Here is a 25,762-nt window from a genome sequence, read left to right as displayed (position 1 = left end):
TGATTGATCATTTTATTTGGATAAAACCCATATAAACTATATGGAAATAGATCTTGCTCTTTGCTGGACGCATTCAATGAATCAAACCCAATCCCATGCTGTACTGGACATTCTGAACAAGGTTCAACATGCTGATGACTGGTTGATTTTCCTTGAACAGCTAAACCAGCATTTTGACCTTCAGGCCACACAACTTCTGGCAGTCGATCTTGAAGTGCAGGCCCTGTCATTTAGTGTACATCATGGGGTTGATCTTGATTCCCAGCAACTTGAGCGAGCGGCGCTGCAACAACTTCGTTTAGCTTTTGATGATGACCCACAACTAAAAAAATTATTGGCAGCACCGCTCACAGGCTGGATGCATTGCACACAACACTTTAGCGAACAGGACATTGTTCAGACCCAGGTCTACCAACAGATTTTACAACCGCTCAATTTACGTTTTTGCTCAGCACTTCAGGTCATTTATGATCATAAAATCTGTGTGATTCTGGCCTTGCTTACCAGCCCTGATCGTGGTGCATTAAGTTGCTCTGAACTCCAGCCGATTTATGAGATATTGCCGCAGATCCAGCAAAAGCTTCAGCACTATCGCCATCATTTTGAATATTCCACCATGACCTTGCTTGGATCACAATTGATCCGGAAAATGAATCAACCCATTGCGATTATTAATCTCAACGGCGATATTCTGGAAATGAATGCAGAGGCAGAAAAATTTATCGAACATAATACGCACATCCGCATTGAACAGCGCCGCTTCTACTTCCAACCACATAAACAGCAAATATTTGAACAGCACCTGCTTGAATTAGAACACCTGCATCACACCAGTTCTCAGGTCGGTTATGCCGAACGAAGTCAGGTGATGCACCTCGATCATCAGCTGTTTTTAACACTGGATCTGCTCTGCCCCGAAAAAACCCATAAGATTTTTGGTTTACGCCCGGTATTACTGGCAACATTTTCAGGGCTGCAACATCTGCCTAAATATCAAAAAGACCGATGTACCCAGCTGTTTATGTTCACACCGGTCGAACATAAAATATGCGAGCAACTGTTGAAGGGCAAAACCACTAAAGAAATTGCCCTTTTATATGAAATTCAGGCTGATACTGTCAAAAAGCATCTGCAAGCTATTTTCAAAAAGACCAGAACACATCGACAAAGTGAATTGATCCAGTTGCTGATGCAATTAGTCTAGACCATAAAATATGCAGCGTTACGCAATCTCGGCAGGGAAAGCAATCACCTGATCAATCTTGACCTGATTCATCACCACCATCAATAAACGGTCAATCCCTAACGCGATCCCAGAACATTCAGGCATATGCGGTAAAGCTGCCAGCAAATACTGATCGGTTGGAATCATAGGCAAACCTTGTTGTGCACGCTCTGCATTGTCCCCTTCAAAACGGGAGGCCAATATCTCGGCATCTAGCAGTTCATCATAGGCATTCGCCAGTTCCAGCCCTTCAATATAGACCTCAAAACGCGCTGCAACCAGTTCACCCTCTTCATCCTGTTTCACTTTGGCCAGTGATGCCATTTCAGGTGGAAAATCGGTTAAAAAGACAGGTGTATCAAAACCCAGACTTGGCTCGACAAAGTGCGAAAACAACAGATCCATATACCCCAGACGATCATCGCCCAAGTCAAGATTCAGACCGACACGATGGGCGGTATCCTTGAGCTGTTTTAAGGTTGCCTGCAACGGATTAATCTCCAAGCGATCCTGAAAAGCATGCTTATAACTCAGCACCACTGGACGAATTTCACCAAAACGATGTGCCAAACAGGTTGCTAACAGATCCGCCGTTTCATGCATCAGTGCCTTTAAATCCAGCCCCGGACGATACCATTCCAGCATGGTAAATTCACTGTTGTGCTTGCGCCCATGCTCATCATCACGAAATACTTTACAGATTTGATAAATTGGTCCACTTCCACTGGCCAATAAGCGTTTCATTGGAAACTCGGGTGAGGTCTGTAAATATTGGGTATTTAATTTGCCATGAATATGACGCTGTACCTGTACTGAAGCCAAATGCACATCAGTCACACCTGCCTGAGACAGCACTGGGGTTTCCACTTCCAGAACCTGACGCTCAGCAAAAAACTGGCGGATTTTCTGATACATCGTTGCACGTGCTTTTAAAGCCTCAATGGAGCACGTTGGCTGATAGTTGTTCATCGTCTGGCTCATGCTTTCGGTCCACCATGTGCAGCCCATTCACGGCGCAAAGGATAATTTTTTCGGAGTAAATCAAATGCAGTTTGCTCGACCTTGCCATCCTGAACACAAGCACGGAGTTGCTGATCATCTGCAGCAATATCATAAATCTGCGTGAGATGCTGTTTAAGTGCCGCTTTTAAATCTTGATTAAAGTATTGAGGCACCTGTGGCAACTGGCTTTCAAAACGTTTTGTCACGTCATAAGCAAAGGTCTGGCAAAACGCCTCATAGATCATCTGCGTGCCTCTGGCCTTACCTTCCAGACTATAACCCGCAATATGCGGCGTCGCTAATGCCAGTAGATCCAGTAATTGTTCTGAAATTTCTGGCTCGAACTCAAACACATCCAGTACCACTTGGCGTTTGCTTGTTGCAATATCCGCCATCAAGGCAGCTTGCTCAACCACAGGACCACGCGCACTATTGATTAAAATAGCAGATGGTTTCATTGCAGCAAATGCAGTCGCATCAAATAAATGCTGGGTTGGATAATCGCCAGACACCGTTAAAGGTACATGAATTGAAATGGCATCGGCACGATTTAACAATGCCTCAAAAGAAACATTTTCAATCCCGGCAAGTTGCACATAAGGATCGTAACCGATGACATTCCAACCCAATAGTTGCGCCATCACCGCCAGACGGCTACCCACATTGCCCAGACCCACAATCGCTAAAGTAAAGTCCTTATTTTTCTCTAATAAATCAGTATTTAAATATAGTAAGGCCGTAATCACATATTCCGCCACTGCTTGTGCATTACAGCCAGGCGCGTTGCTCCAGGCAATGTTTCGTTGTTCCAAGGCCTGGATATCTAAATGATCGGTTCCAATAGTGGCACTGCCAACAAATTTAATATTAGTCTGATCAATTAAGGCATGGTTCACTTTAGTCACCGAACGAACCAACAGTGCATCTGCATCCTGTACATCGTGATGCGTCAAGCTACGCCCTGCCCGATGCTGTATTTCTGCAAATTCCGCAAAGAAATAATCGGTAAATGCCAAATTTTCATCTGCGATAATTTTCATGCAGAATTTTCCCTCAATAGACCTGTGCTTATTATCCTTAGCCTGATCTGAATTGACAATTCATAAATGCAACTCTAATGAGATTCGCTGGCAGAAAACTGTCTTGATTGGTACACGCATGCGACATCTTGCCAATTTACTGCAACATATTTGGATTTATACTAAAGCTTTCTTCAGTCTCTCCATATCGCAATGACATCCTACTCTCCTTATAAAGGCAAAAATGGCCTCAAACGGATTTTCAATGCCACGGGCTATTCACTGGCCGGCTTTAAAGCAGCGTTTAGTCATGAAGCTGCATTTAGACAAGTGATCTTGCTCAATGTCATCTTGATTCCGCTGAGCTTCTTTGTGCATGTCTCGGCGCTGGAACAGGCCTTAATGGTCGCCGTCTGCCTGTTGGCGATTATTGTAGAGTTATTCAACTCCGCCATTGAAGCCGTCGTTGACCGCATTTCGCTGGAAAAACATGAGTTGTCTAAAAATGCCAAAGATATGGGCAGCGCTGCACAATTTGTTTCTTTAGCCATTATCTTTTTTACTTGGACAATTATTTTATTTAAATAAACATTCAATATTTTTCACATAAAAAAATCCCTGCGTAGGCAGGGATTTTTTTATCTAGACGAAGATGAATTACATCATTCCGCCCATACCACCCATACCGCCCATATCTGGAGCAGCTGGTTTGTCTTCTGGGATGTCAGTAATCATGCATTCAGTCGTCAACATTAAACCGGCAACAGAAGCTGCGTGTTCAAGTGCAGAACGCGTTACTTTAGCAGGGTCAAGGATACCCATTTCTAGCATATCGCCATATTCGCCAGTTGCAGCGTTATAACCGAAGTTACCTTCGCCCGCTTTAACTGCATTGATCACAACTGAAGGCTCATCACCTGCATTTGAAACGATTTGACGAAGTGGCGCTTCAATCGCACGACGTAAAATGTTGATACCCGCAGTTTGGTCTTCGTTAGCGCCTTTTAAGCCATCTAACACATTTACAGCGCGTACTAGTGCAACACCACCACCCGCAACAACACCTTCTTCAACTGCTGCACGAGTTGCGTGAAGCGCATCGTCTACACGGTCTTTCTTCTCTTTCATTTCAACTTCAGTTGCTGCACCAATTTTGATGACAGCAACACCGCCTGCTAATTTAGCAACGCGTTCTTGAAGTTTTTCTTTGTCATATTCAGAAGTAGATTCTTCGATTTGCGCACGGATCTGTTGAACACGTTCAGCGATTTGCTCAGCATTACCTGCACCATCAACAATCACAGTATTCTCTTTAGATACTGTGATTTTGTGCGCAGTACCTAAATCTTGAAGAGAAGCTTGCTCTAAAGACATGCCCACTTCTTCAGAAATAACAGTCGCGCCAGTCAAGATCGCGATGTCTTGAAGCATTGCTTTACGGCGGTCACCAAAACCAGGAGCTTTCACCGCACATACTTTGATAATACCGCGCATGTTGTTCACAACAAGAGTCGCAAGCGCTTCGCCTTCAACATCTTCAGCGATGATAAGTAGTGGCTTACCTGTTTTAGCAACAGCTTCCAATACCGTAATCAATTCACGGATGTTGCTGATTTTTTTGTCAACAAGCAGGATGAACGGATTTTCAAGTTCAGCAGTAAGCGTATCTTGCTTGTTCGCGAAGTATGGAGAGATATAACCACGGTCGAACTGCATACCTTCTACAACGTCTAAAGCGTCTTCGAAGCCAGAACCTTCTTCTACAGTGATGACACCCTCTTTACCCACTTTTTCCATCGCTTGAGCGATCAGTTTACCTACAGTGGTATCAGAGTTCGCAGAGATTGAACCTACTTGTTCAATTGCTTTGAAATCATCAGCAGGTTTTGCATTGGTACGGATATTTTCAACCACAGTTTTTACTGCGATATCGATACCACGTTTTAAATCCATTGGGTTCATACCAGCAGTTACTGATTTGATCCCTTCATTTAAAATTGCTTGAGCAAGTACAGTTGCAGTTGTTGTACCGTCACCCGCGATGTCATTGGTTTTAGAAGAAACTTCACGAACAAGTTGAGCACCCATGTTTTCAAACTTGTCTTTTAAAGAAATTTCTTTCGCAACAGTCACACCGTCTTTAGTGATGTGTGGCGCACCGAAAGAACGGTCAATAACAACATTACGGCCTTTAGGGCCCAGAGTTACTTTTACTGCATCTGCAAGTACGTTAACGCCTGCAATCATTTTTGAGCGAGCTGAATCACCAAATTTTACGTCTTTAGCTGACATGTTAAACTCCGAATCTTTTTAATTACTGAATCTGATAATAAATTTGAGTTATGTGTCGATTAGCCTTCAAGCACAGCTAAGATATCCGACTCTTTCATAATCAAGAGTTCTTCACCACTTACTTTTACTGTTGTACCCGCATAAGTACCGAACAATACTTTGTCGCCAACTTTAACGTCTAAAGCACGAACGCCGTTGTCAGTGATCTGACCATTACCGACTGCAATTACTTCACCTTGAGATGGTTTTTCTGCAGCAGAACCTGGAAGTAAAATACCACCAGCCGTTTTGGTTTCTTCTTCTACGCGACGAATCACAACACGATCATGTAATGGACGAATGTTGCTCATAGTTAACTCCATCAGACTTAGTCTTATTGATTAATGTGTGTCACCAGTTCGTGGCAACACATATAAAATTTTGGTATGCCACTTTTTTGGGGATGAAAAAAATGGCTTCAAGGGGAAAATAAAAAAAAATTCTATTTATAGATGTTTTTTTAAGCACAAGAATAAGGTTATGCCGAATTAAACAACATTTTGTGATTTCACAAATGTTTGCAGCGATTCATCGAACCAGTAATGCTCGATCCGCCCCTGATCCGAAATCACATTAAAACTGTTGGATAATCCGAAGCGTAAACGCTTGGATGTGGCTGTTCCTGCATGAATATCCAGAATTGGATGATCAAATCCCAAATGAAAAATCTGATTGAGATCGTGTACCGCTACTTTATGTAAATGACCGTGTAATAAACCGAACAAGCCGGTTTTACCCCACTGCTCCAAAGCAATTTTCCCCAGCACTGGACAGTCTTTATCGCCATGTTCATTGGGAAAGGTATAAAAAGGTTGATGAAACACCACCATTTTGATTTTATTGGCGGGCGCATTGTTCAAACGCTGATAAGTTTCATGAATCTGCTCCAGAGAAACATGTCCCCGGGTATGGTAGCGCCGCCGGATACTGTTCACCCCCACCAGATAAAAATGTTCAGTCTCCAAGGTAGTTTCCATGCGACCAAAGAAGGCCTGATAACGCACAAAAGGAGAGAAGAAGCGATTCCAGACATGATAAAGCGGAATGTCATGATTACCCGGTACCACCAGATAAGGAATTTCCAGTGCATCCAGAAATTGACGGCAGGCATAAAACTGCTTCAATCGTGCACGTTGGGTCAGATCGCCACTCACCACCACCGCTTCTGGACGATGATCCAGACAAAACTGTTTGATCGCGTCAATACAGGCTTCACGCTCTGTTCCAAAATGCAGGTCAGACAGATGCAGTAACATTCGGAACCATTACCTTTAAAGCAGATTTTTCAACGGCAAATTTTAATGGGGTTTGCATCTCTTTCAACTCTCCATCTATTGCAACAGTTAACTGTGGCTTTTTACAATCGACCTGGATATGCTCGGCACAAAATGTATAGACACCAGAAGCCTGATCGATTTTCCCTTGAATCAGTTTCCATAACAGTTTTAACAAACTGAAGCGGTCACTTTTAGCCACCACCACCCCAGCCAGTTTGCCGTTAGCAGCACACTCCGCAATTCTTAATTTCATGTCACTGAGTTGTAGCTGATTATTGCCAAAGAAAATCAATGGCGTTGCCACAGGATATTTTTCTCCATCCACGCTGACTGAAAGTTTCAGGGATTTATGCTCACGCAACAAAACATCCAGCGCAGAGGTATAAGCATTTAAAGGAAGACGCCCTAGATGCTGGTTAAAGCGCTCACGCTTTTTAATAAATAAAGGATATAAGCCGAGACTGGCATTATTTAAGTAAATCTGATCGTTGATGGTGGCAATATGGACTTTCTGAATCGCGCCGGTAGCAATCACCTCTGCAGCCTGAAACACATCTAGGGGAATATTCAAGACCCGTGCCACATAATTAAAAGTGCCCAAGGGAATAATGCCCATCGGAATATCGGTATGCATCAGTTTTTTCGCGACCGCATTGAGTGTGCCATCTCCTCCCGCTGCCACCACAACGCCGCGTGATTCCGTCTGTTGATGCCGGGCCAGCACCGTTCTCATCATGGCATCAAAATCTGTTTGCGAACTGAGCTCAAACACCTGAATTTCGAATCCATATTGCGTCCAGAAGGTCATCAGACGCTCATATTCTTCATCTTGCTGTGCCGCATGAAAACCTGATTTTTGATTATAAATAATGGACAGAGGCTGGACATTAGGGGGCATAACTTTCAACCTTAAGGAAGATTACAGGGCTATTTTTGTTTACAAAATCAACAAATAATAGCTTGTTTATGTAAATTTTGAATGAGCTTCATTCATATAATCAATAACAATTCTCAAGAAAATAAAAAAATAATTAAACTATTGTTTTTAATAAAAATTTATAACAAAAATAACATATATAAATAAACAAAATAGCAAAATATAAAATGATAATTCATTATAAAAACAATAACTTAAAATCAAAAGCAGATTCCCTGCTTTAGAACCCACCCTATTCTTTAGTCTTATATTTTTTATGATTTTATGCTTTAATACAGCCACTTTTTTTACTTCATCTATCTTACTGCCATCCAGTAGATAGAACTTGTACGTTGTACACACTTTAAAAAGGCATCACCATGACCCAAGTGAACGCACCAGAATTCGTTCGTCACCCAAAGCTAATTGCATGGGTGGAAGAAATTGCAAAATTAACCAAACCAGCAAAAATCGAATGGTGTGACGGCAGCGAAGAAGAATATCAACGTCTTATGGACTTGATGATCGCTAACGGCACCATGCAGAAACTTAACCAAGAAAAACATCCTGGTTCTTATCTTGCAAATTCTGATCCTTCTGACGTTGCTCGTGTTGAAGACCGCACTTATATCTGCTCTCAAAACCAAGAAGATGCTGGCGCAACGAATAACTGGGTTGCTCCTGCGGAAATGCGCGCAAAATTAAATGGATTATTTGACGGTGCAATGGAAGGCCGTACCATGTATGTGGTTCCCTTCTCAATGGGTCCTTTAGGAAGCCACATTGCACACATTGGTATCGAATTAACAGATTCTCCTTACGTTGCTGTCAGCATGACAAAAATGGCACGTATGGGCAAAGCAGTTTATGACGTGTTAGGCACAGATGGCGAATTCATTCCATGTGTACACACCGTTGCTGCACCGCTTAAAGATGGTCAAAAAGATGTTGCTTGGCCATGTAACAATGAAAAATATATCGTTCACTATCCAGAAACACGTGAAATCTGGTCTTACGGTTCTGGTTACGGCGGTAATGCCTTGCTTGGTAAAAAGTGCCTTGCATTACGTATTGCTTCTGCAATGGGCCGCGAACAAGGCTGGTTAGCTGAACACATGCTGATTTTAGGCGTGACCAATCCGCAAGGTGAAAAACACTACATCGCAGCTGCATTCCCTTCTGCTTGTGGTAAAACCAACTTTGCTATGTTGATTCCACCAGCTGGCTATGAAGGCTGGAAGATTGAAACTGTAGGTGACGATATTGCCTGGATCAAACCAGGTGAAGATGGTCGCTTATACGCAATCAACCCTGAAGCTGGTTTCTTCGGTGTTGCACCAGGTACCAATACCAAGACTAACCCGAACTGTATCGCAACGATGCATAAAGATGTTATCTATACCAACGTTGCAGTGACCAAAGACGGCGAAGTATGGTGGGAAGGTCTAACTAAAGAAGTTCCAGCTGATCTTATCACCTGGAAAGGCCAGCCATACGTTGAAGGCGAAAAAGCTGCGCATCCAAACTCACGCTTTACCGTTTCTGCGGGTCAATGCCCTTCGATTGATGCTGACTGGGAAAATCCAGCGGGTGTACCAATCTCTGCATTCATCTTCGGTGGTCGTCGTGCAGACACTGTGCCTTTAGTCTCTGAAGCATTTGACTGGGTTGACGGCGTTTATAAAGCAGCAACCATGGGTTCTGAAACCACTGCTGCCGCTGTTGGTCAACAAGGTATCGTGCGTCGTGATCCTTTCGCAATGCTTCCATTTGCCGGTTATAACATGGCTGATTACTTCGGTCACTGGTTAGACATGGGCAAAAAAGTCGGTGCGAAAGCTGAAGCTGCGGGTAACAAATTACCAAAAATCTTCAACGTAAACTGGTTCCGTCGTGATGCTGAAGGCAACTTCGTATGGCCTGGTTTCGGTCAAAACATGCGTGTTCTTGAGTGGATCATCGATCGTTGTGAAGGCCGCGCTGAAGCGACTGAAACACCAATCGGTTATGTTCCAACTTACGAACAATTGAACTGGACAGGTATCGAGTTCTCTAAAGAGCAATTCGAAACAGTTACAGCACAAGATAAAGACCAGTGGATCAAAGAACTTGAAAGCCACACTGAGTTATTTACCAAACTTGGTGACCGCTTACCTCAAGCGCTTAAAGATCGTCAAAATGAATTACTGGCAGCAGTTAAATCTGCTTAAGTCTCTTAACTTCCCTCTTTCATAAAGCGGGTTCAAAGAGAATAAAAAGGTCACTTCGGTGGCCTTTTTTTATGGCTTGTCGAAATTTTCTATCAATCCCCTGCTTAGCCCTAACTATTCCCATTAAGCTTAAGACAAAACTAATTGCAAAATTAACGAATATTAACAATAATTATAATAATAATATTTCTCATTTACATGGTTGTAAGCATGAGCTCTTCCCCACTGTTTAAACGCACTCCCCTGTTTTTAGCAATTTCTACACTCGTCAGTATCAGCTCATATAGTCATGCAGTTGATGAGGCATCGCAACAACTCCCGACGATTAAGGTACAAGCCACTCAAGAGGATGGAAGTAGCGAACAAAGCAAAGCTTACACTATTAAAAATAGCTCAAGTGCAACCAAACTCAATATCCAAGCCAAAGAAACACCTCAAACCATCAATGTTGTCACACGTCAACAAATGGATGATTTTAATTTAACAACCACCCGCGATATTTTAAATAACACACCTGGCGTCACTGTAACTGGTCTAGAAACCAACCGTACGACCTATACCGCACGTGGTCTCGATATTTCCAACATCCTCTATGACGGTATTGGCTTCCCTCAACTTGATAGCTACAACTACAACAATGTCGATCCTGACAGTTATTTTTATGATCGCATTGAAGTGATTAAAGGCGCAGATGCGCTGACCAATGCACTCGGCGATCCAGGTGCGACTATTAACTACATTCGTAAACGCCCAACCAAAGAGTTCCAAGCCAATGCGGGTGTTAGCTATGGTTCATGGGATACGCAACGCTATGAAGCCGATATTTCAGGTGCCTTAACTCAAAGTGGCAATGTCCGTGCTCGTGTCAGTGCCTTTGAAAAAACAGGTAATTCTTATTTAGATAAATATTCGGAAGAGAAAAACGGCGTTCAAGCGATTGTCGAAGCAGATTTAACAACCTCAACAACAGCGACTGTCGGCTACTCTCGCTTAAACCAATACACCAATGGCTCACAATGGGGATCATTACCTTTAATTAATGATGCAGGACAACAACTCAGCTATTCAAGAAACTATAACTATGCACCTCCATGGACCTTTTATGACTGGAATATTGACAACTACTTTACCGATATTTCACAAAAATTAGGTGGCGATTGGGTTGCAAAATTAACTTACAATTACAAACGCTCAAAAGTAGACGATCAAATGCTCTACCTTTCTGGCAATCCATCGTCATCAGACAATACCTCTGGCATTTCCTTATTCCCTGAGATTTATAATCAAGTTTTTCGTGAGAAAGCCGCGACTGCTGATATTCAAGGAACATTCCCCTTATTTGGTCAGCGTCATGAGTTGAGTATTGGTTATTCTTGGTTAAATTACACAGCACAAAGCCAATATCAATATGGCAGTAGCTTAAATGCAATTACAACTGATCTTGAAAGCTGGTCTCCATCAACACAAAAGTGGGGTGATACTTATTATGCTGCCGATGAAGATTCAACGCTAAAATCAACACATGCAGCCACTCGACTCCACCTTACAGATGACCTCAAACTTATCTTAGGCCTTAACCTCTCGGAAGTTGAAACCACCCAATATAGCAAAGATAAAACTTCGCCTTATGCTGGATTGACCTATAATTTCAATCCTGAATATACAGGTTATATGAGCTATACTTCAATTTTCCGCCCGCAAACTGTTCTCAACTCTGCAACAGGTGAAACTGCTGCACCAGTAGAAGGCAAAAGCTATGAAGTGGGGATCAAAAGTTCATGGCTGGATGGTCGCTTAACAGGTAATTTTGCTGTATTCCGCACCGATGAAGAAAACTTTGCCTTGAATCCACTCTGGGACACAAATTCAGGGAAATATACCTCTCAAATTGGTACTATACGCAGCCAAGGTGTTGAGGTTGGCTTATCTGGCAATGTCACAGACAACCTAAATCTGGTTTTTGGTGTCTCTAGTTTAAGTCTGAAAAATATGGAAAATGGCGATAAAGCACGTGCCAACATACCAACCCAAACCATTAATTTACTTGCAACCTATACGGTTCCACAACTACCAAAGCTTAAAATTGGCGCTGGTCTGAAATGGCAAGATGATATTGAAGATACTTCATATTCATCAATTACGCAGGACTCTTATGCATTGCTCAGCGCAATGGCTAGCTATGAAGTGAATAATCACTTATTAGTTCAGCTCAATGGTAACAATTTGACCAATGAAAAATACTTAACAGGTTTATCTGGTGGTCAAGGCTATTACGGAGCACCAGCAAACTACACGGTTGCATTCAAATTTAAATACTAATCAATCGCCATAAAAAAAGCCCCTTCCTGATCGTTCAGATAAGGGGCTTTTTTTATGAAAAAGACTTAAGCAGCAACAGTGTGATGTGGTTTAGTTGCCAGATAGGCATCTAAACTTTCAATTTCGCTTTGTGCAAAGTTCAGACCCAATTTAGAGCGTCTCCATAACACATCCTGACTATTGCTCGCCCACTCAACAGCACATAAGTAGTCAACTTCTTGTGCATACAGGCCTTGACCAAAATGCTGTCCAAGCTGCTCGATTGAAGTGGCTTCACCCACAATATTCCAGATGCGCGAACCGTATGCAGATGCCCAACGTTTTGCTAAAGCTTCAGAAGCATCTGTCATTTGTGCACGAATTTCTTTTGCCAACTGTTCAGCCGACTCCATATTTTCACCACCCGGTAAGGCTTCAGTTGCCGTCCAGCTTCCCTTCATGTCCGGGAAGAATGGTTTTAACTGTTGCATGGCAGACTCTGCCAACTTACGGTAAGTGGTTAATTTACCGCCAAACACTGAAAGTAGCGGTGCCTGCTCAGCCGATTCTTTAGATAGTGCTAAGGTATAGTCACGGGTAATGGCAGACGGATTATCCGACTCATCATCACACAATGGACGCACACCCGCAAAAGTCGACACGATATCGGCTTGCGTTAACTGATTTTTAAAGTGTGCATTGCTCACTTTAATCAGATAATCCGTTTCTTCCTGGGTAATTTTCACCTGTGCAGGATCACCCTGGTACTCACGGTCTGTGGTTCCAATCATGGTGTATTGGTCCAGATACGGAATTGCAAACACGATACGACGGTCATCATTTTGCATAATAAATGCTTTGTCGCCTTCATACAGCTTCGGCACAATGATGTGGCTGCCCTGAATCAGACGGATACCGTATGGTGATTTAAGCTGTAAATCCTGCTTAATGAATTGTGCAACCCAAGGGCCAGCAGCATTCACCAAAGCCTTGGCTTTGATCTGGAATTGACCTTGTTCATTTTCCAGATCAACCACCCAGTACTGACCTTCACGTTGTGCAGATAAACAACGGGTACGGGTCACAATATCAGCACCCTTTTCACGTGCATGCATGGCATTTAACACCACCAGACGAGCGTCATCGACTGCACAATCCGAATACTCAAAACCACGGGTAATCGCAGCATTTAGCGGACTGTCTTCCTTAAAGTAGACATTATTTGAACCCAATAATTTTTCGCGTTTGCCCAGATGGTCATAAAAGAACAAACCGGTACGGATTAACCAGGCCGGACGCAAATGCGGACGATGCGGCATGATAAAACGCATTGGACGGATAATATGCGGCGCTTTAGCTAACAATACCTCACGTTCAGCCAATGCTTCACGCACCAAGCGAAACTCCTTATGCTCAAGGTAGCGCAGACCACCATGAATCAGCTTACTACTTGCAGAAGATGTATGGCTGGCCAAATCATCTTTTTCGCACAAGAACACCGACAAACCACGACCTGATGCATCAGCTGCGATACCAACACCATTGATACCACCACCAATCACGGCAAGATCATAAATTTTGTCATTTGACTGAGGAGAAGTTTGCATAAATCACCGCAAATGTTCATTATTATTCAATTACGAACATTTAAACATGTTAAATGAAAATAAACAATAAATATTAGCCTAAAAAATGCCAATTTATAGACATTTTTAGATAAATGGTCAAAAATGAAAAGCAAGACAATGCAAAGATAAAAATTACGGAAAGCTATTGTTTATAAGAGAATCAGGATTATTTTAATCAAGTGATCTCGAGCCAAAAGCCTTTGGCTCAAGAAAAGTAACAATTTTTCTAAAATGAAGATTTATTTAGCGATAATCAAACCGACATCCAGTTCCTGAATGGTTTTCATAAAAGCCTCATTCGGTTGCTGATCGGTAAAAATACAATCCACCTGCTTGAGTGAACCCAGACGAATCATGGCATTACGGCCAAACTTACTACTATCGGCAGCAAGAAAAACCTGACGTGCGCTGGAAACGATTTCTTGCGAAACGCAAACTTCCTGAAAATCGAAATCCAGCAAAGTCCCATCTTCTTCAATACCACTAATCCCGACCAGTGCATAATCCGCTTTGAACTGTTTAAAGAAGTCCGCAGTCGCCTGACCAATCACCCCACCATCCGGACGGACACGACCACTGGCAATCAGAACTTCAAAGTCTTCTTTGGTACTGAGAATTTTCGCAACATTGAGGTTGTTGGTAATAATCCGCAAACCGGTATGGTTCAACAATGCGTGCGCAATTGCTTCGGTTGTGGTCCCGATATTAATGAATAATGAAGCATGATCCGGAACGGCTGCAGCGACAGCCGCTGCAATGGTTCTTTTTTCTTCCAGCATATGCCCGACACGCATGGTATATTCAGTGTTTTCCACACTTGAATCATGCGCTGCACCACCATGGTAACGACGCAACAACCCCTCATCCGCCAATTGATTAATATCACGGCGAATGGTTTGCGGCGTCACATCAAAATGCTGAGCAAGCTCTTCAATACTGATATAGCCACGTTCTCTCACTAATTCGAGGGTTTTCTGTTGGCGCAATATCAAGCTCATGCTCATCCATCCTGTATTGTTTTAGGTGTTACTCAATCGGGTTATTTTAACTTAATCTTCCGCCCAATCACGAGTACGTCCGACCGCTTTTAACCAACCTTTGTACAGTTTTTCAGTCACTTCCTGACCACACTCCGGGGTAAAGGTATTTTCGATGGTCATTCTACTCTTTAATTCGTTCAGGTCAGACCAGAAACCGACCGCCAAACCTGCCAAGAATGCAGCACCCATCCCCGTGGTTTCTTTCATGGCTGGACGTTCTACCGAAGTCCCCATGATGTCGGCCTGGAACTGCATCAGGAAGTTATTGGCAGTAACACCACCATCCACACGTAAGGTCCGTAACTTTTCGCCTGAATCCTGTTGCATGGCATCCAGTACATCACGGGTTTGATAGGCAATCGACTCGAGTGTGGCACGGATAATATGTTCAATGCTGACACCACGGGTAATGCCCATGATTGCACCACGTGCAGTCGGGTCCCAATACGGTGCACCCAGGCCAGTGAATGCAGGCACCACGTAGACGCCATTACTGTCTTTAACTTTGGTGGCATAGTATTCAGAATCATGGGAGTCATTAATGGCTTTCAGTTCGTCACGTAACCACTGTACACATGAACCACCATTAAACACTGCACCTTCCAGTGCATAGTTCACTTCTCCACGCGGACCACACGCAATCGTCGTTAGCAGACCATGATCTGACTGAACCATACGTTTGCCGGTATTCATCAGCAAGAAACAGCCAGTACCATAGGTATTTTTTGCCTGTCCGACTTCTACACACATTTGACCAAACAAGGCTGCCTGTTGATCACCTGCAATTCCGGCAATTGGAATTCCAATTTCCTGACCGCTAATGGTGTGGGTATAACCATAAACTTCTGAAGAACTGCGCACTTCTGGCAACATCGCTTTTGGAATATCCAAAGCTTCTAGCAGTTTGTCATCCCATTCCAGTGTTTCAATGTTGAATAACATGGTGCGTGATGCATTGGTATAGTCAGTGACATGAGCCTGACCATTGGTCAGTTTCCACAACAACCAGGTATCAATCGTACCAAACAGCAATTCACCACGCTTTGCGCGTTCACGGCTGCCTTCCACACGGTCAAGAATCCACTTGATTTTTGTGGCCGAGAAATATGGATCAATCACCAGACCCGTCACTTTACGCACGTAGTCTTGCCAGCCATCCTGACGAAGCTGGTTACAAATCTCATTGCTTTGACGACTTTGCCATACAATTGCGTTGTAGATAGGTTTACCTGTCTGCTTATCCCAGATCACCGTCGTTTCACGTTGGTTGGTAATCCCGATCGCCGCAATCTGATCACTTGAGATACTCGCCTGCGCTAAAGCTTCAACCCATACTGCGCTTTGCGTCGCCCAGATTTCCATAGGATCATGCTCAACCCAACCTGGTTGTGGGTAAATTTGCGTAAATTCACGCTGAGCAATACTGATGACATTCGCATCGTGATCCAATACGATTGCACGGGAACTCGTTGTACCTTGGTCAAATGCAACCACGTATTTTTTTTGACTATCTGTAGAGATCATGACATACCTATCCAGACTTGCTTGTGTATAGTGCAATAAATTAAATGCCCGTTAAAAAACGGGCTACAATACTGCAAAAAAGCAATGACTTCTGTATTAAATAAAAAACTTGGCAGATTATATGCAAAATTGTTCGAAAACGAAAATTCTTTCTTTAACTTTGAACATAAAAACGATGAATAGCCCATGTTTTAAAGATAACTCACAATAAAAAACTGTTTTTATGCGATACTAAAAGCAGAAATAACAGGACCATTGATATGAAAAAAACGAATTTATTCTTTCTTGTAAGCGGTACTCTTCTTATTGCAGCCTGTCAAAGCAGTCCACATCAATATAATGGTGTGACTGGCTACCAAATTGAAAATAAAACAACGACTTCGGCAACGATTGCCTACACACTGGCAGCACATAGCAATCGTGATATTGATGAGAAAAAGTTACAACATGCCTGCAAACAGGTCTTAGGTGCAGAAAAAAACTACAAAATTTCAGTGCTTAGCGTCAATGAAATTATGAATCCGACCCAACAAGAACAATATGGCGTCAAGCTCGGTAACAGTCGCGCAACTTTTGGCCTATCAAACTCGCCAGATTTCAACAATAGCGAAGGTTATGCTACTCGTCAGGCGCTTGAAGCCCGTCCTGCTACCTTAAAAGTGGTACGTTACAACTGTTCTTAATCAGGCCGATTATTTAAACAAAGGATATCCCCGGCACTGGAGATATCCTTTTTATTATTTTAAAACGTCATGAATCGAGAGATCTTTATCAAACACCGATTTTGCAAACGGACATAAAGGAATGACTTTCACCTGACGTTCACGCACAAAGGCAATTAACTCCTTTAACAGCTTATGCCCTACACCTTGCCCACGAAATTGATCATCGACATCTGTATGGTCAATAATGAGCATACCGTCTCCCGCCCAGGTATATGCCATTTCACCTGCCAGTTGCTCGCCTTCGAACAACTTAAAAGCGCCGTGTTTCCCATCATCAACGTGTTCAATTCCCATAGGATGCTCCATTTATGTTCTATTTAATGCCATCTTACAACGTCATTACTGATCTTCTATGTTTTAACATGGGCTTGGGGCGTGCTGTGTTAAGATTTTATATTTAACCATCCGATAAGCTCATCCTGAACCTGCCTGATGTTATTTGGTTCGATAAAAGCTCACATTACGGAATTCTTTTGATTCGTCCAGATCTGGCCAGGTAGTGGCACTGCGCTCGTCAATTTTTAGATATTGCGGATGACTAAAGTTCTTGACCCGACTATCTGCCACCCACACTTCAGGGGCAAACTTCAGGAACTCATCCAGAAAGAAACGATTACATTGATCGTAGAGCACATCTGCAGCTAACAATACGTCGACTTGCCCGGACTGATACAAATCATCCAGATATTCCAGTTCCACATCATTCAATAATGCATTCTCACGACATGATGCCAGACTGACCGGATCAATATCACAGCAAATCACCCGCTTCGCACCCGCCATTTTTGCTGCAATGGCAACTACACCCGATCCAGCACCAAAGTCCAGCACCACTTTATCTTTAACATGATGCGGCTCTGCCAATAACCATTGCGCCATGGCCAGACCGGACGCCCAGCAAAAAATCCAGTACGGTGTTTCATTCCAGATGCGTCGAATCACTTCATCATCTAAACGGTCGGTTGGAAATACCGGAGGAATCAACCACAGTGAAATCGGCGTTTCAGGTAACTGTTGTGCCAGCAAGTCGGTGTTTGGAATGACCTCATGCAATGCCTTCAGCAATTGCTCAGGCGCCTTGGCAAATTGAAATGTACAACTCATATAGATTTAGTTCTAAAAAAACCCCTCTTGGCGAGGGGTTATCAATGCTTATCCTAATGCTTTTTCAGCAGCTTCTACAGTTTGACGAATCAAGGTGGTAATCGTCATCGGACCCACGCCACCCGGCACTGGGGTATAAGCTGAAGCAATCTCTTCAATACCCACCAACTGGATATCACCTACACCGCCACCATCACGTGGATGGAAACCGGCATCCACCACAACTGCGCCTTGCTTGATCCAGTCTTTTTGGATCAGTTCAGCTTTACCCACTGCACCTACAATAATATCGGCCTGTTTCACCAGTTCCGCTAAGTTTTGAGTACGAGAGTGGCAAATCGTCACAGTCGCATTGGCTTGTAAGAGCATCATCGCCATCGGTTTACCCAAAATAGCAGAACGGCCGACAACAACTGCATGCTTACCTGCGATTTCAATCTTGTTTTCTTGCAAAATGGTCATGATACCCGCTGGAGTCGCTGAACCATAAGCGGCTTCGCCCATCGCCATACGACCAAAACCTAAACAAGTCACCCCATCCACATCTTTTGCCAGTGAAATCGCATCAAAACATGCTCTTTCATCAATTTGTTCAGGCACAGGATGTTGCAACAGGATGCCATGCACATCAGGATTGGCATTTAATTTTTCAATTTCAGCCAAAAGCTGTTCAGTTGTGGTTTCTTTAGGAAGCTCAACCTTAAGCGAATCCATCCCGACACGGCGGCAGGCATTACCCTTCATACGCACATAAGTTGCAGATGCACCATCATCGCCAACCAGAATGGTGGCCAAGATTGGGGTACGTCCCGATTTTGCTTTTAATGCTTCTACACGTACCAACAAATCCGTTTCAATCTGTTTTGCTAATGCACGACCGTCTAAAACCAATGCCACAGCACATCTCCAAAGTGGGTATGAATGAATTGGGTAAATAATACATGATAATTTGAGCAATATTCTTTTAGATGTTGTTTTTATGTGCATATTCGCGATAAACACTATTGTTTTTTTTTAAAAGATTGCTAATATGTGCATCACCAAGAGATGGCGGGGTGGCAGAGTGGTCATGCAGCGGACTGCAACTCCGTGTACGCCGGTTCGATTCCGACCTCCGCCTCCATTGGTAAAGCCCGAGTGGTGAAATCGGTAGACACAGGGGATTTAAAATCCCCCGCCCACAAAGCGTGCCAGTTCGAGTCTGGCCTCGGGCACCATTTTTCAGCTAATGAAACATGGTGCAGATAAAAATCCAGCGTAAGCTGGTTTTTTTATGTCTGAAATTTGGAATATCATAAAAAAGCCAAGTACATTGACTTGGCTCCCCACCACACTTGAAACTTAAGCCACTTGCTGCCCTGTTTTGACTGTGACTAAGTTTTTATCCAGCGTTAACTGATAGCCACGGCTCTGATCAACCGCATAGTCAGACTTTTTGATTGAATCCAGATAAATCCATTGTGATTGAACCTGCACAGCATCAAATTGCACGACCAAATAACCTCTTTGATTTAAGTTGCAGTAATTCAGCTCATCAATCAAGGTGGTGAAGGCAAATTCAAACTGTTGTAGCTGCGCCAATGGAATATCTAAATATTTTTCCAAACCAGGTGAAGATACCGAACTGGTCGCCAACTCCACCCCAACAAAGACACCATCTTTACTGTATAAGTTCGATGACCATGCATTATGGGTATCCCCTGCTAACACCACTACTTTTTTCTTTAATTGTGCCACAGCTGCATACACAATCTCACGCTCAGCAAAATAACCATCCCATGCATCTAGGTTGTAAGGTGCAACTGTCAAAACACGCGCTTTTTCTTGTGCTGTTAAACTAGGATCGCCTTTCTGCAAACGGATTTTCAACGTAATCAGCTCAGCAATCTGTGCATTCATTTTTTCCAAAGTTTCATCACTCGGATGTCCCGAAGTAATTTCTGCCAACGCAAACAGTAACTCTGCTGGAACCAGCATTTTAGTCATCAGAATCTGTTGACCTAAAACATCCCAAGTTGCAGTTGAGCTTTGCAAGACACCTACTATATTTTTCTCTTTACTCCCCAATAGCCACTCACGCTGAGTTTCCCCCATTAAAGTACGTGTTGGATTGATCCAATCCGTCTGAAATTTTGCAATATCCAAACCATTCGCTGTCATATAGTTGGCATAGTTCAACTGTTCGTCACGCGCAATAATGCGGGCATCCAGCATCATCAAATTCACCAGCCCGCCAAAGTCAAACTGGCGATAAATCTTGGTATGTTGCTCATCCACTGGACGAATCGGCATCCATTCAAAATAAGCCTGTAGAGCTGCCAACTTTCTTTCTAAAAACTTACCTTCATTCTTCGCTTGTGCAGTTTCTTCAGTATGATTTTCCGCTCCTTCCCGCCATGCATCATTGGCTAACTCATGGTCATCCCAGACGACAATAAATGGATGACGCTGATGCAATGCCTGCAAGTCTTTATCTTTACGATACAGCGCATAACGCTTGCGATAATCATTTAATTTGATAATTTCCGTATTATTATCTGCTTCAAGTTTACGAACAGCTTCATCTTTTGCATAACCATCTGCACCATATTCATAAATATAATCGCCCAGATGAATCACCACATCGACATTTTGTTTGGCCATTTCACGATATACATAGAAATAGCCCACCGGATAATAAGAACATGAACATACCGCAAAACTGACTTTTGTCGCACTGCTGGGCAAAGTCTTGGTTTGACCGATAGGTGAAACCTTATCGCCGAAGATAAAACGGTAGAAATAGCTTTGATCTGCTTTTAAACCTGTGGCATCGACCTTTACGGTAAAATCATAGGCTGCCGTTGTCATGACTTTATCGGTTTTAATGATTTGCTTGAATTGCTGATCTAAAGCGATTTCCCAGGTCACTTGCAGACGCGCACTACTCTCGCTTGGCGTCAAACGTGTCCACAAGATCACGCGATCCTGCAATGGATCACCACTGGCAACCCCATGTTCAAAATTCACTTGCAATGTTGCTGTCTCTTGATCTGAGCTGTCGTTACAGCCCGTCAACCCCGCAGTTAAAGACAACGCCCCGAAACCGAATAGACTTTTTTGAATGAGTTCCCGCCGTGAAATTTTTGCTGTTATTTGGATAGCTACCTTACTTTTATTGGTTTAAATAAATGAGTAAAGTTAATTCGCCAACATGAAGCTTTAATCTCAGTTTGATGAAAGAATCATGAAGCTTATATGACACTGCTTAATTTTCATCAGACAAACTTCTGAATCGCTTGAAAAAAAAGCAAATAGTGAGTTTTACTCTTGCCAAGTTTTAAAGTGTCCTCTATTATTGCGCACATGCCCGAGTGGTGAAATCGGTAGACACAGGGGATTTAAAATCCCCCGCCCACAAAGCGTGCCAGTTCGAGTCTGGCCTCGGGCACCATTTTTCAGCTAATGAAAGATGGTGCAAATAAAGATCCAGCGTAAGCTGGTTTTTTTATGCCTGAAATTTATAAAGATAAAATAAAAATGCCCGAGAAAAGACTCAGGCATTCACTCTAAAACAGCAAAGATTATTCCACCCGAATAATTTTACCATTCTCATCATGATGTACGATACTGACCTTCTGCTGACGCCCTGCCTGAATTTCTTGCTCAGGTAGCTCAAAATAACGTGCATAATCAGGCAGTGTTTTTTCCACTACATGTTTTTGATGCACACGCTTGGCCGGTAACAGTCCCCAAAGCAATAAAGCTACTGCACACATAAACAGGGCCGTGACACCATGCTCAATGCCGTCACTCAATGCCGACATCAAACGCTGGGCAATATGGGCCTTTTGTAATTCAATCAAGACCCAGACCAAAATAAAGGGACGCCATAATAACAACCAGACTGCCCACATCATTGCGGTGGTGGTGGTCGAAAAATAACGTTTATGCCATGGGAGCTGGCGACGTATATCAATAATCAAACTGTCTGCTTTCATTGCTTGTTACTCAGCAAAATGAATCTTTGCGATTCAACGAATTCCACGATCTGGGCTAATCCAACGGGCACGCTTTTCATCATTACGCAACAGGACCTTTGGAAAGGCGACGATTGTAGCAGTAATCGTGATTAACCAAAACACAAACGGGTACCAAATCATCCAATAATAATTTTTCCCTAAGTTTGGCTCATAACGACTATCCATCCATTTGCTTAAAGCAAACTGAATTAGACAGGTGGCCCCCAATAAAATTCCACTGCCATATGGTAAAAATGGAGAGCTGACCACTGCCAGTGCCGGTATCGCAAGCACGAAATGCAATAACCAGATCACCGCCATAATAAGCATCAAATATGACCAAACGAGTGTCAAACACAGCTCAAACATCAACGGCCATAAAAAATTTAATTTTGGTTTCAGGAAGACATCGATATTCTTGACCAGCACCTGTGCCCCGCCCATCGCCCAACGCAAGCGCTGCTTCCACAACCCGTTTAAGGTTTCAGGCATTAAAATCCACACCAACGCATTCGGCTCAAAACGCACATCCCAACCGGCACGTTGCAGTTTCCAAGTAATATCAATATCTTCGGTCAGCATGTTCGGTGACCAGTAGCCCACCTGATGCACCGCACTTTTACGAAAGGCGGTAATCACCCCGGATACGGTAAATAAACGGCCAAAAGTACGCTGGGCACGCTTGATCATGCCGACAATTGAAGAAAACTCGCCCACCTGAATCCGTCCAAGCAAGGTCGAACGGGTACGGATTCGTGGATTGCCTGTTACCGCTGCAACTGTTGGATCTTCCAGAAAATGTCGTATCATCCATGTAGCGGCATGCGGATCGAGCAAGGCATCGCCATCAATCCCGATCAGGAATTCAGCATCGGTCATCAGGCTACCTGCTTGCAGTCCCATGGCCTTACCCTGATTTTGCGCTAAATGCACCACACGTAATTTGTCGTACTGGGTCGCCAAGCGATCCAGTACTTCACCAGTATTGTCAGAACTGCCGTCATTAATCGCAATCACTTCAAAGTTAGGATAGTCCAGCTTCAGTGCATGGCTAATGGTTTCTTCAGCATTGTCCCCTTCATTAAAGCAGGGAACCAAAACCGCAACTTTTGGATACTCAGGTAAAGCAGCAGGTTGCTGATAAGGCGGATCCTGACGCTCTTTCCAGTAGAAAATAATTGCCCCGACCATCCACAAATACGACATGAACAAGGGATAGTAAAAAACAAATTTAATGGCATATGACCACAATAAAGCAAGCCAACTCATCTACATTACTCGACTATGGTACTAATTGAGATGATTTTAGACTAAAAGCCTTATGCATTGTTTCTACATCTGGATGCCCTTTGATCGGATCGTCAGGATAATAGGCAATATGCATCGCGCCCTGCTCATATAGAGACTTAATGGTCGCTGACATTTCCTCGGAAGGCACTTTTTCATTATTGCGCCAGTTAATGGCCTGTAGCTCCATTACGGTCTTTTTCACACCATTTGGATATTTTTTCACGCGATTTAAAATATCACTGTAGAACTTTTCCGGATTCTCAGATTGCTCCATATAAGGCATGGCCATAATCGCGGTAAAGTCATAACGATTCAGTGATTGCTCCAACGACTGGGCATACCAGTTTTCCGCATAAGGATTTAACGCCACCTGTGCATATAAATTACGCGCAGTCACTAAGAAAGGTTGATATTGACGCACCTCTCCTGCCAGTTCAATTGCGAAATCATCTAAATAGCGTGTCTTATAGGCTGTCCATTTTTGCAAATCAGCGTCATTATCACGAATCTTTGCCAAGTCGGTCGGCAGACCTTGCTTAGCATAAGCAGCCAAAGCCTCGGGGCTCGCATCTTCATAGTCCGACAAGGTCACATCGTCATGGAACAACAGACCATCAAACGGCGTCGATTTTGCCAGATCCTGATAAATTTCCTTAATGGTTTGACGTGCTTCTGGCGAGAATGGGCTGAGACGGATATAGCCCATATTCAAATGCTCGCCTGCTTTTGCCTGCTGCGTTTCCACAAGATCTTTGGATACCGGATCGGTTTTAGGCAGTTCCCAAGCCAGTAATGGCATCCATGCATAGAGACGCTGTACAGGGGTGCGGGTCTGGATTTGCCAAGCCACCCGATTAAATAAATCGGCGCGCATTGGAATATGACGGTTCGGGAAATACACCATATCCGCTGAGCCGTTGGCATCCGGATCAGAGAAGGCTTGTAAATAGACGGTATTGACGCCCATGCCATTAATACGATCAATCAGATGATCCAGATTACGTTCTTGCTGCTTCTCATCCGGATCATAAATATAGTCCAGATCCACATGCATGATTTTTTGCGGACGATTATTGTCGTTCAGGTTCAGTTCACGGTTTTTAATTTCTTGCGCCAGTGCACTGGTCGACATACTGCCCTGAATCAGGATACGACTCATATTCTGTAAGGATTGCTTGGCATGATCTGCCCCATCGTCCAGCGTGATGGTAATCGGCATACCGAGCTGCTTCGCGGCTTGTACCAGTTGCATGTTATAGCGCCCATAGGGCCAGACCATGACACGCGGTGAACGGAGACCATGGGCTTTTAATAGCTCATTATTCTTTTTCAGGTCTCCAAAAACACGTGCCTGATAAGTTGCATCACTTTCATAGCTTTTGCTTTTTGGATCATAAATGCGTGCAATCGCGGCAGGCTCCAGATTGCCTTGAGGATTGGCATTAATACCTTGATGTAAATGGTAACTATGGCTGGCAATTTCCACCAGACCACTATTTTGCATATCTTTCAGCTCTTCCCAGCTCAAGATTTTATTGCGTGCAATTTCCTCACCGCCAAAGTCCACCTTCTGGCCCGCCTTAGGTTCTAGCCATGACCCCACCACTGCCAGCACCACCGGGATTTTTTTAGCACGAATAATCGGGTAGGCATTTTGGTAGAAAGATTGATAACCATCATCCACCGTTAACAACACCGGTTTTGCCGGCAGTCGATACTTGCCCTGATGTGCCTTGATCAACTGATCAACATTGATAAAGTGATAGCCATTCTTCTTGAGCCAGTCGATATGTTCACTGAACTGTTGTGCCGTCACCGAATAGCTAGGAATCAGCGCATCTTTCCTGTCTGTGATTTCATGATAGCCAATGACGGTTAAGGTGGTTGCATCAATTTTTGGTTTTGCAGCAAACGTAGTGGTGCTGGCAACCACGCCAAACACAAGACCTAAAACTATATTTAAGGTCGGAGACACGAAACGTGTGGTCATAGAGATATCGTCTCAAGATTAGAAATGTGCTGATCGCAAAGCATGCCTGAAGCCTCTTACACTTTATTGAAACATCAGAGAATTCAAATGATCAGCTGGGAATATGGATTGTATTTATAATTTTAAAAACTGAAAATAAACTTAAAAGTATTTTTTATGAAATAAATCACAGAATAACTGGG

Annotated in this window: 21 protein-coding genes and 3 tRNA genes; 8 read left to right on the top strand and 16 right to left on the bottom strand. The window is 43.3% G+C overall.

Features of this window, described 5'->3' with window-relative positions:
- Nucleotides 1-76: 76 nt before the first annotated feature.
- On the top strand, nucleotides 77-1,204 hold the full coding sequence (locus ACINWC323_RS11730; protein ID WP_009511108.1) for a helix-turn-helix transcriptional regulator: 1,128 nt from the start codon (nucleotides 77-79) through the stop codon (nucleotides 1,202-1,204).
- Between the two features lie 18 nt (nucleotides 1,205-1,222).
- On the opposite strand, the gene epmA is transcribed toward ACINWC323_RS11730, so the two are convergent.
- Both epmA and ACINWC323_RS11740 read right to left on the bottom strand, forming a co-directional pair.
- Nucleotides 1,223-2,206 carry an EF-P lysine aminoacylase EpmA gene (gene epmA / locus ACINWC323_RS11735; RefSeq protein ID WP_032881340.1) on the bottom strand — a complete coding sequence of 328 codons (984 nt, stop codon included), beginning with the start codon at nucleotides 2,204-2,206 and terminating at the stop codon, nucleotides 1,223-1,225.
- Nucleotides 2,203-3,267, bottom strand: coding sequence for a 4-phosphoerythronate dehydrogenase (locus ACINWC323_RS11740; RefSeq protein WP_009511114.1), 1,065 nt, complete (start codon nucleotides 3,265-3,267; stop codon nucleotides 2,203-2,205). The genes epmA and ACINWC323_RS11740 overlap by 4 nt, the downstream gene beginning before the upstream one ends.
- A gap of 192 nt (nucleotides 3,268-3,459) precedes the next feature.
- Between ACINWC323_RS11740 and ACINWC323_RS11745 the strand changes: the two genes are divergently transcribed.
- Entirely contained in the window at nucleotides 3,460-3,834 is a 375-nt protein-coding gene (locus tag ACINWC323_RS11745) for a diacylglycerol kinase (RefSeq protein WP_009511250.1), read from the top strand.
- Nucleotides 3,835-3,903: 69 nt separating this feature from the next.
- Here the strand turns inward: ACINWC323_RS11745 and groL are convergent, their stop codons facing one another.
- The 4 genes from groL to ACINWC323_RS11765 all read right to left on the bottom strand — a co-directional run bounded on the left by groL (nucleotide 3,904) and on the right by ACINWC323_RS11765 (nucleotide 7,752).
- A complete protein-coding gene (gene groL, locus ACINWC323_RS11750) occupies nucleotides 3,904-5,538 on the bottom strand; it encodes a chaperonin GroEL (protein ID WP_004878354.1) in 1,635 nt (544 codons plus the stop codon).
- A gap of 59 nt (nucleotides 5,539-5,597) precedes the next feature.
- Nucleotides 5,598-5,888, bottom strand: a complete 291-nt coding sequence (locus tag ACINWC323_RS11755) for a co-chaperone GroES (protein WP_004652030.1) — start codon at nucleotides 5,886-5,888, stop codon at nucleotides 5,598-5,600.
- Between the two features lie 177 nt (nucleotides 5,889-6,065).
- Nucleotides 6,066-6,833: a metallophosphoesterase family protein gene (locus ACINWC323_RS11760; RefSeq protein ID WP_009511462.1), complete on the bottom strand. Its 768-nt coding sequence runs from the start codon at nucleotides 6,831-6,833 to the stop codon at nucleotides 6,066-6,068.
- The gene (locus tag ACINWC323_RS11765) at nucleotides 6,814-7,752 is read right to left on the bottom strand and encodes a diacylglycerol/lipid kinase family protein (RefSeq protein WP_009511408.1); all 939 of its coding nucleotides are present in this window, start codon (nucleotides 7,750-7,752) and stop codon (nucleotides 6,814-6,816) included. Before ACINWC323_RS11765 ends, ACINWC323_RS11760 begins: the two co-directional genes overlap by 20 nt.
- Nucleotides 7,753-8,150: 398 nt before the next feature.
- Here ACINWC323_RS11765 and ACINWC323_RS11770 point away from each other — a divergent pair, with 398 nt between their 5' ends.
- Together ACINWC323_RS11770 and ACINWC323_RS11775 are read left to right on the top strand one after the other, a co-directional pair.
- On the top strand, nucleotides 8,151-9,980 hold the full coding sequence (locus ACINWC323_RS11770; protein WP_005231827.1) for a phosphoenolpyruvate carboxykinase (GTP): 1,830 nt from the start codon (nucleotides 8,151-8,153) through the stop codon (nucleotides 9,978-9,980).
- Between the two features lie 198 nt (nucleotides 9,981-10,178).
- The gene (locus ACINWC323_RS11775; RefSeq protein WP_032881339.1) at nucleotides 10,179-12,299 is read left to right on the top strand and encodes a TonB-dependent siderophore receptor; all 2,121 of its coding nucleotides are present in this window, start codon (nucleotides 10,179-10,181) and stop codon (nucleotides 12,297-12,299) included.
- Between the two features lie 65 nt (nucleotides 12,300-12,364).
- On the opposite strand, the gene glpD is transcribed toward ACINWC323_RS11775, so the two are convergent.
- The 3 genes from glpD to glpK form a co-directional block, all read right to left on the bottom strand.
- Nucleotides 12,365-13,885 carry a glycerol-3-phosphate dehydrogenase gene (glpD, locus tag ACINWC323_RS11780; RefSeq protein ID WP_009511399.1) on the bottom strand — a complete coding sequence of 507 codons (1,521 nt, stop codon included), beginning with the start codon at nucleotides 13,883-13,885 and terminating at the stop codon, nucleotides 12,365-12,367.
- A gap of 260 nt (nucleotides 13,886-14,145) precedes the next feature.
- A complete protein-coding gene (locus ACINWC323_RS11785; protein WP_005231831.1) occupies nucleotides 14,146-14,904 on the bottom strand; it encodes a DeoR family transcriptional regulator in 759 nt (252 codons plus the stop codon).
- Between the two features lie 51 nt (nucleotides 14,905-14,955).
- On the bottom strand, nucleotides 14,956-16,470 hold the full coding sequence (gene glpK / locus ACINWC323_RS11790; protein ID WP_005231833.1) for a glycerol kinase GlpK: 1,515 nt from the start codon (nucleotides 16,468-16,470) through the stop codon (nucleotides 14,956-14,958).
- A 260-nt stretch (nucleotides 16,471-16,730) separates the two neighbouring features.
- Here glpK and ACINWC323_RS11795 point away from each other — a divergent pair, with 260 nt between their 5' ends.
- Nucleotides 16,731-17,153, top strand: a complete 423-nt coding sequence (locus ACINWC323_RS11795) for a hypothetical protein (protein ID WP_009511110.1) — start codon at nucleotides 16,731-16,733, stop codon at nucleotides 17,151-17,153.
- A 54-nt stretch (nucleotides 17,154-17,207) separates the two neighbouring features.
- Here ACINWC323_RS11795 and ACINWC323_RS11800 read toward each other — a convergent pair whose 3' ends face one another.
- From ACINWC323_RS11800 to folD, 3 genes are all read right to left on the bottom strand, one after another.
- Complete coding sequence (locus ACINWC323_RS11800) at nucleotides 17,208-17,489, bottom strand: GNAT family N-acetyltransferase (RefSeq protein ID WP_009510920.1); 282 nt, start codon at nucleotides 17,487-17,489, stop codon at nucleotides 17,208-17,210.
- A gap of 141 nt (nucleotides 17,490-17,630) precedes the next feature.
- The gene (locus ACINWC323_RS11805; protein WP_005288333.1) at nucleotides 17,631-18,299 is read right to left on the bottom strand and encodes a class I SAM-dependent methyltransferase; all 669 of its coding nucleotides are present in this window, start codon (nucleotides 18,297-18,299) and stop codon (nucleotides 17,631-17,633) included.
- A 48-nt stretch (nucleotides 18,300-18,347) separates the two neighbouring features.
- The gene (gene folD / locus ACINWC323_RS11810) at nucleotides 18,348-19,196 is read right to left on the bottom strand and encodes a bifunctional methylenetetrahydrofolate dehydrogenase/methenyltetrahydrofolate cyclohydrolase FolD (protein ID WP_005231839.1); all 849 of its coding nucleotides are present in this window, start codon (nucleotides 19,194-19,196) and stop codon (nucleotides 18,348-18,350) included.
- 152 nt (nucleotides 19,197-19,348) lie between these two features.
- Between folD and ACINWC323_RS11815 the strand changes: the two genes are divergently transcribed.
- Nucleotides 19,349-19,422: transfer RNA gene (locus tag ACINWC323_RS11815), tRNA-Cys, on the top strand.
- An 8-nt stretch (nucleotides 19,423-19,430) separates the two neighbouring features.
- Nucleotides 19,431-19,516 (top strand) — tRNA-Leu (locus ACINWC323_RS11820).
- Between the two features lie 124 nt (nucleotides 19,517-19,640).
- On the opposite strand, the gene ACINWC323_RS11825 is transcribed toward ACINWC323_RS11820, so the two are convergent.
- Nucleotides 19,641-21,434, bottom strand: coding sequence for an alkaline phosphatase D family protein (locus tag ACINWC323_RS11825; RefSeq protein WP_032881337.1), 1,794 nt, complete (start codon nucleotides 21,432-21,434; stop codon nucleotides 19,641-19,643).
- Nucleotides 21,435-21,646: 212 nt separating this feature from the next.
- Here ACINWC323_RS11825 and ACINWC323_RS11830 point away from each other — a divergent pair.
- Nucleotides 21,647-21,732, top strand: a tRNA-Leu gene (locus tag ACINWC323_RS11830).
- Between the two features lie 130 nt (nucleotides 21,733-21,862).
- On the opposite strand, the gene pgaD is transcribed toward ACINWC323_RS11830, so the two are convergent.
- The 3 genes from pgaD to pgaB are packed head-to-tail and all read right to left on the bottom strand — an operon-like array spanning nucleotide 21,863 to nucleotide 25,580.
- Nucleotides 21,863-22,279 (bottom strand): poly-beta-1,6-N-acetyl-D-glucosamine biosynthesis protein PgaD, encoded by a 417-nt coding sequence (pgaD, locus tag ACINWC323_RS11835; protein ID WP_005231841.1) that lies wholly within the window; start codon nucleotides 22,277-22,279, stop codon nucleotides 21,863-21,865.
- A gap of 33 nt (nucleotides 22,280-22,312) precedes the next feature.
- Entirely contained in the window at nucleotides 22,313-23,569 is a 1,257-nt protein-coding gene (pgaC, locus tag ACINWC323_RS11840) for a poly-beta-1,6-N-acetyl-D-glucosamine synthase (protein WP_032881336.1), read from the bottom strand.
- A gap of 13 nt (nucleotides 23,570-23,582) precedes the next feature.
- Nucleotides 23,583-25,580, bottom strand: coding sequence for a poly-beta-1,6-N-acetyl-D-glucosamine N-deacetylase PgaB (gene pgaB / locus ACINWC323_RS11845; protein ID WP_009511351.1), 1,998 nt, complete (start codon nucleotides 25,578-25,580; stop codon nucleotides 23,583-23,585).
- Nucleotides 25,581-25,762: the final 182 nt, after the last annotated feature.

It is taken from the genome of Acinetobacter sp. WC-323, from assembly GCF_000314615.1.
Taxonomy (GTDB): domain Bacteria; phylum Pseudomonadota; class Gammaproteobacteria; order Pseudomonadales; family Moraxellaceae; genus Acinetobacter; species Acinetobacter courvalinii.
The sequence above is the reverse complement of the archived record's forward strand: the minus strand, read 5'-3'. Positions and strand labels throughout refer to the sequence as shown.

What these genes read in the sequence shown, in the direction of transcription:
- ACINWC323_RS11730 (WP_009511108.1), top strand. Translation starts at nt 77, where the DNA reads ATGAATCAAACCCAATCCCATGCTGTACTGGACATTCTGAACAAGGTT.
- epmA (WP_032881340.1), bottom strand. Translation starts at nt 2,206, where the DNA reads ATGAGCCAGACGATGAACAACTATCAGCCAACGTGCTCCATTGAGGCT.
- ACINWC323_RS11740 (WP_009511114.1), bottom strand. Translation starts at nt 3,267, where the DNA reads ATGAAAATTATCGCAGATGAAAATTTGGCATTTACCGATTATTTCTTT.
- ACINWC323_RS11745 (WP_009511250.1), top strand. Translation starts at nt 3,460, where the DNA reads ATGACATCCTACTCTCCTTATAAAGGCAAAAATGGCCTCAAACGGATT.
- groL (WP_004878354.1), bottom strand. Translation starts at nt 5,538, where the DNA reads ATGTCAGCTAAAGACGTAAAATTTGGTGATTCAGCTCGCTCAAAAATG.
- ACINWC323_RS11755 (WP_004652030.1), bottom strand. Translation starts at nt 5,888, where the DNA reads ATGAGCAACATTCGTCCATTACATGATCGTGTTGTGATTCGTCGCGTA.
- ACINWC323_RS11760 (WP_009511462.1), bottom strand. Translation starts at nt 6,833, where the DNA reads ATGTTACTGCATCTGTCTGACCTGCATTTTGGAACAGAGCGTGAAGCC.
- ACINWC323_RS11765 (WP_009511408.1), bottom strand. Translation starts at nt 7,752, where the DNA reads ATGCCCCCTAATGTCCAGCCTCTGTCCATTATTTATAATCAAAAATCA.
- ACINWC323_RS11770 (WP_005231827.1), top strand. Translation starts at nt 8,151, where the DNA reads ATGACCCAAGTGAACGCACCAGAATTCGTTCGTCACCCAAAGCTAATT.
- ACINWC323_RS11775 (WP_032881339.1), top strand. Translation starts at nt 10,179, where the DNA reads ATGGTTGTAAGCATGAGCTCTTCCCCACTGTTTAAACGCACTCCCCTG.
- glpD (WP_009511399.1), bottom strand. Translation starts at nt 13,885, where the DNA reads ATGCAAACTTCTCCTCAGTCAAATGACAAAATTTATGATCTTGCCGTG.
- ACINWC323_RS11785 (WP_005231831.1), bottom strand. Translation starts at nt 14,904, where the DNA reads ATGAGCTTGATATTGCGCCAACAGAAAACCCTCGAATTAGTGAGAGAA.
- glpK (WP_005231833.1), bottom strand. Translation starts at nt 16,470, where the DNA reads ATGATCTCTACAGATAGTCAAAAAAAATACGTGGTTGCATTTGACCAA.
- ACINWC323_RS11795 (WP_009511110.1), top strand. Translation starts at nt 16,731, where the DNA reads ATGAAAAAAACGAATTTATTCTTTCTTGTAAGCGGTACTCTTCTTATT.
- ACINWC323_RS11800 (WP_009510920.1), bottom strand. Translation starts at nt 17,489, where the DNA reads ATGGGAATTGAACACGTTGATGATGGGAAACACGGCGCTTTTAAGTTG.
- ACINWC323_RS11805 (WP_005288333.1), bottom strand. Translation starts at nt 18,299, where the DNA reads ATGAGTTGTACATTTCAATTTGCCAAGGCGCCTGAGCAATTGCTGAAG.
- pgaD (WP_005231841.1), bottom strand. Translation starts at nt 22,279, where the DNA reads ATGAAAGCAGACAGTTTGATTATTGATATACGTCGCCAGCTCCCATGG.
- pgaC (WP_032881336.1), bottom strand. Translation starts at nt 23,569, where the DNA reads ATGAGTTGGCTTGCTTTATTGTGGTCATATGCCATTAAATTTGTTTTT.
- pgaB (WP_009511351.1), bottom strand. Translation starts at nt 25,580, where the DNA reads ATGACCACACGTTTCGTGTCTCCGACCTTAAATATAGTTTTAGGTCTT.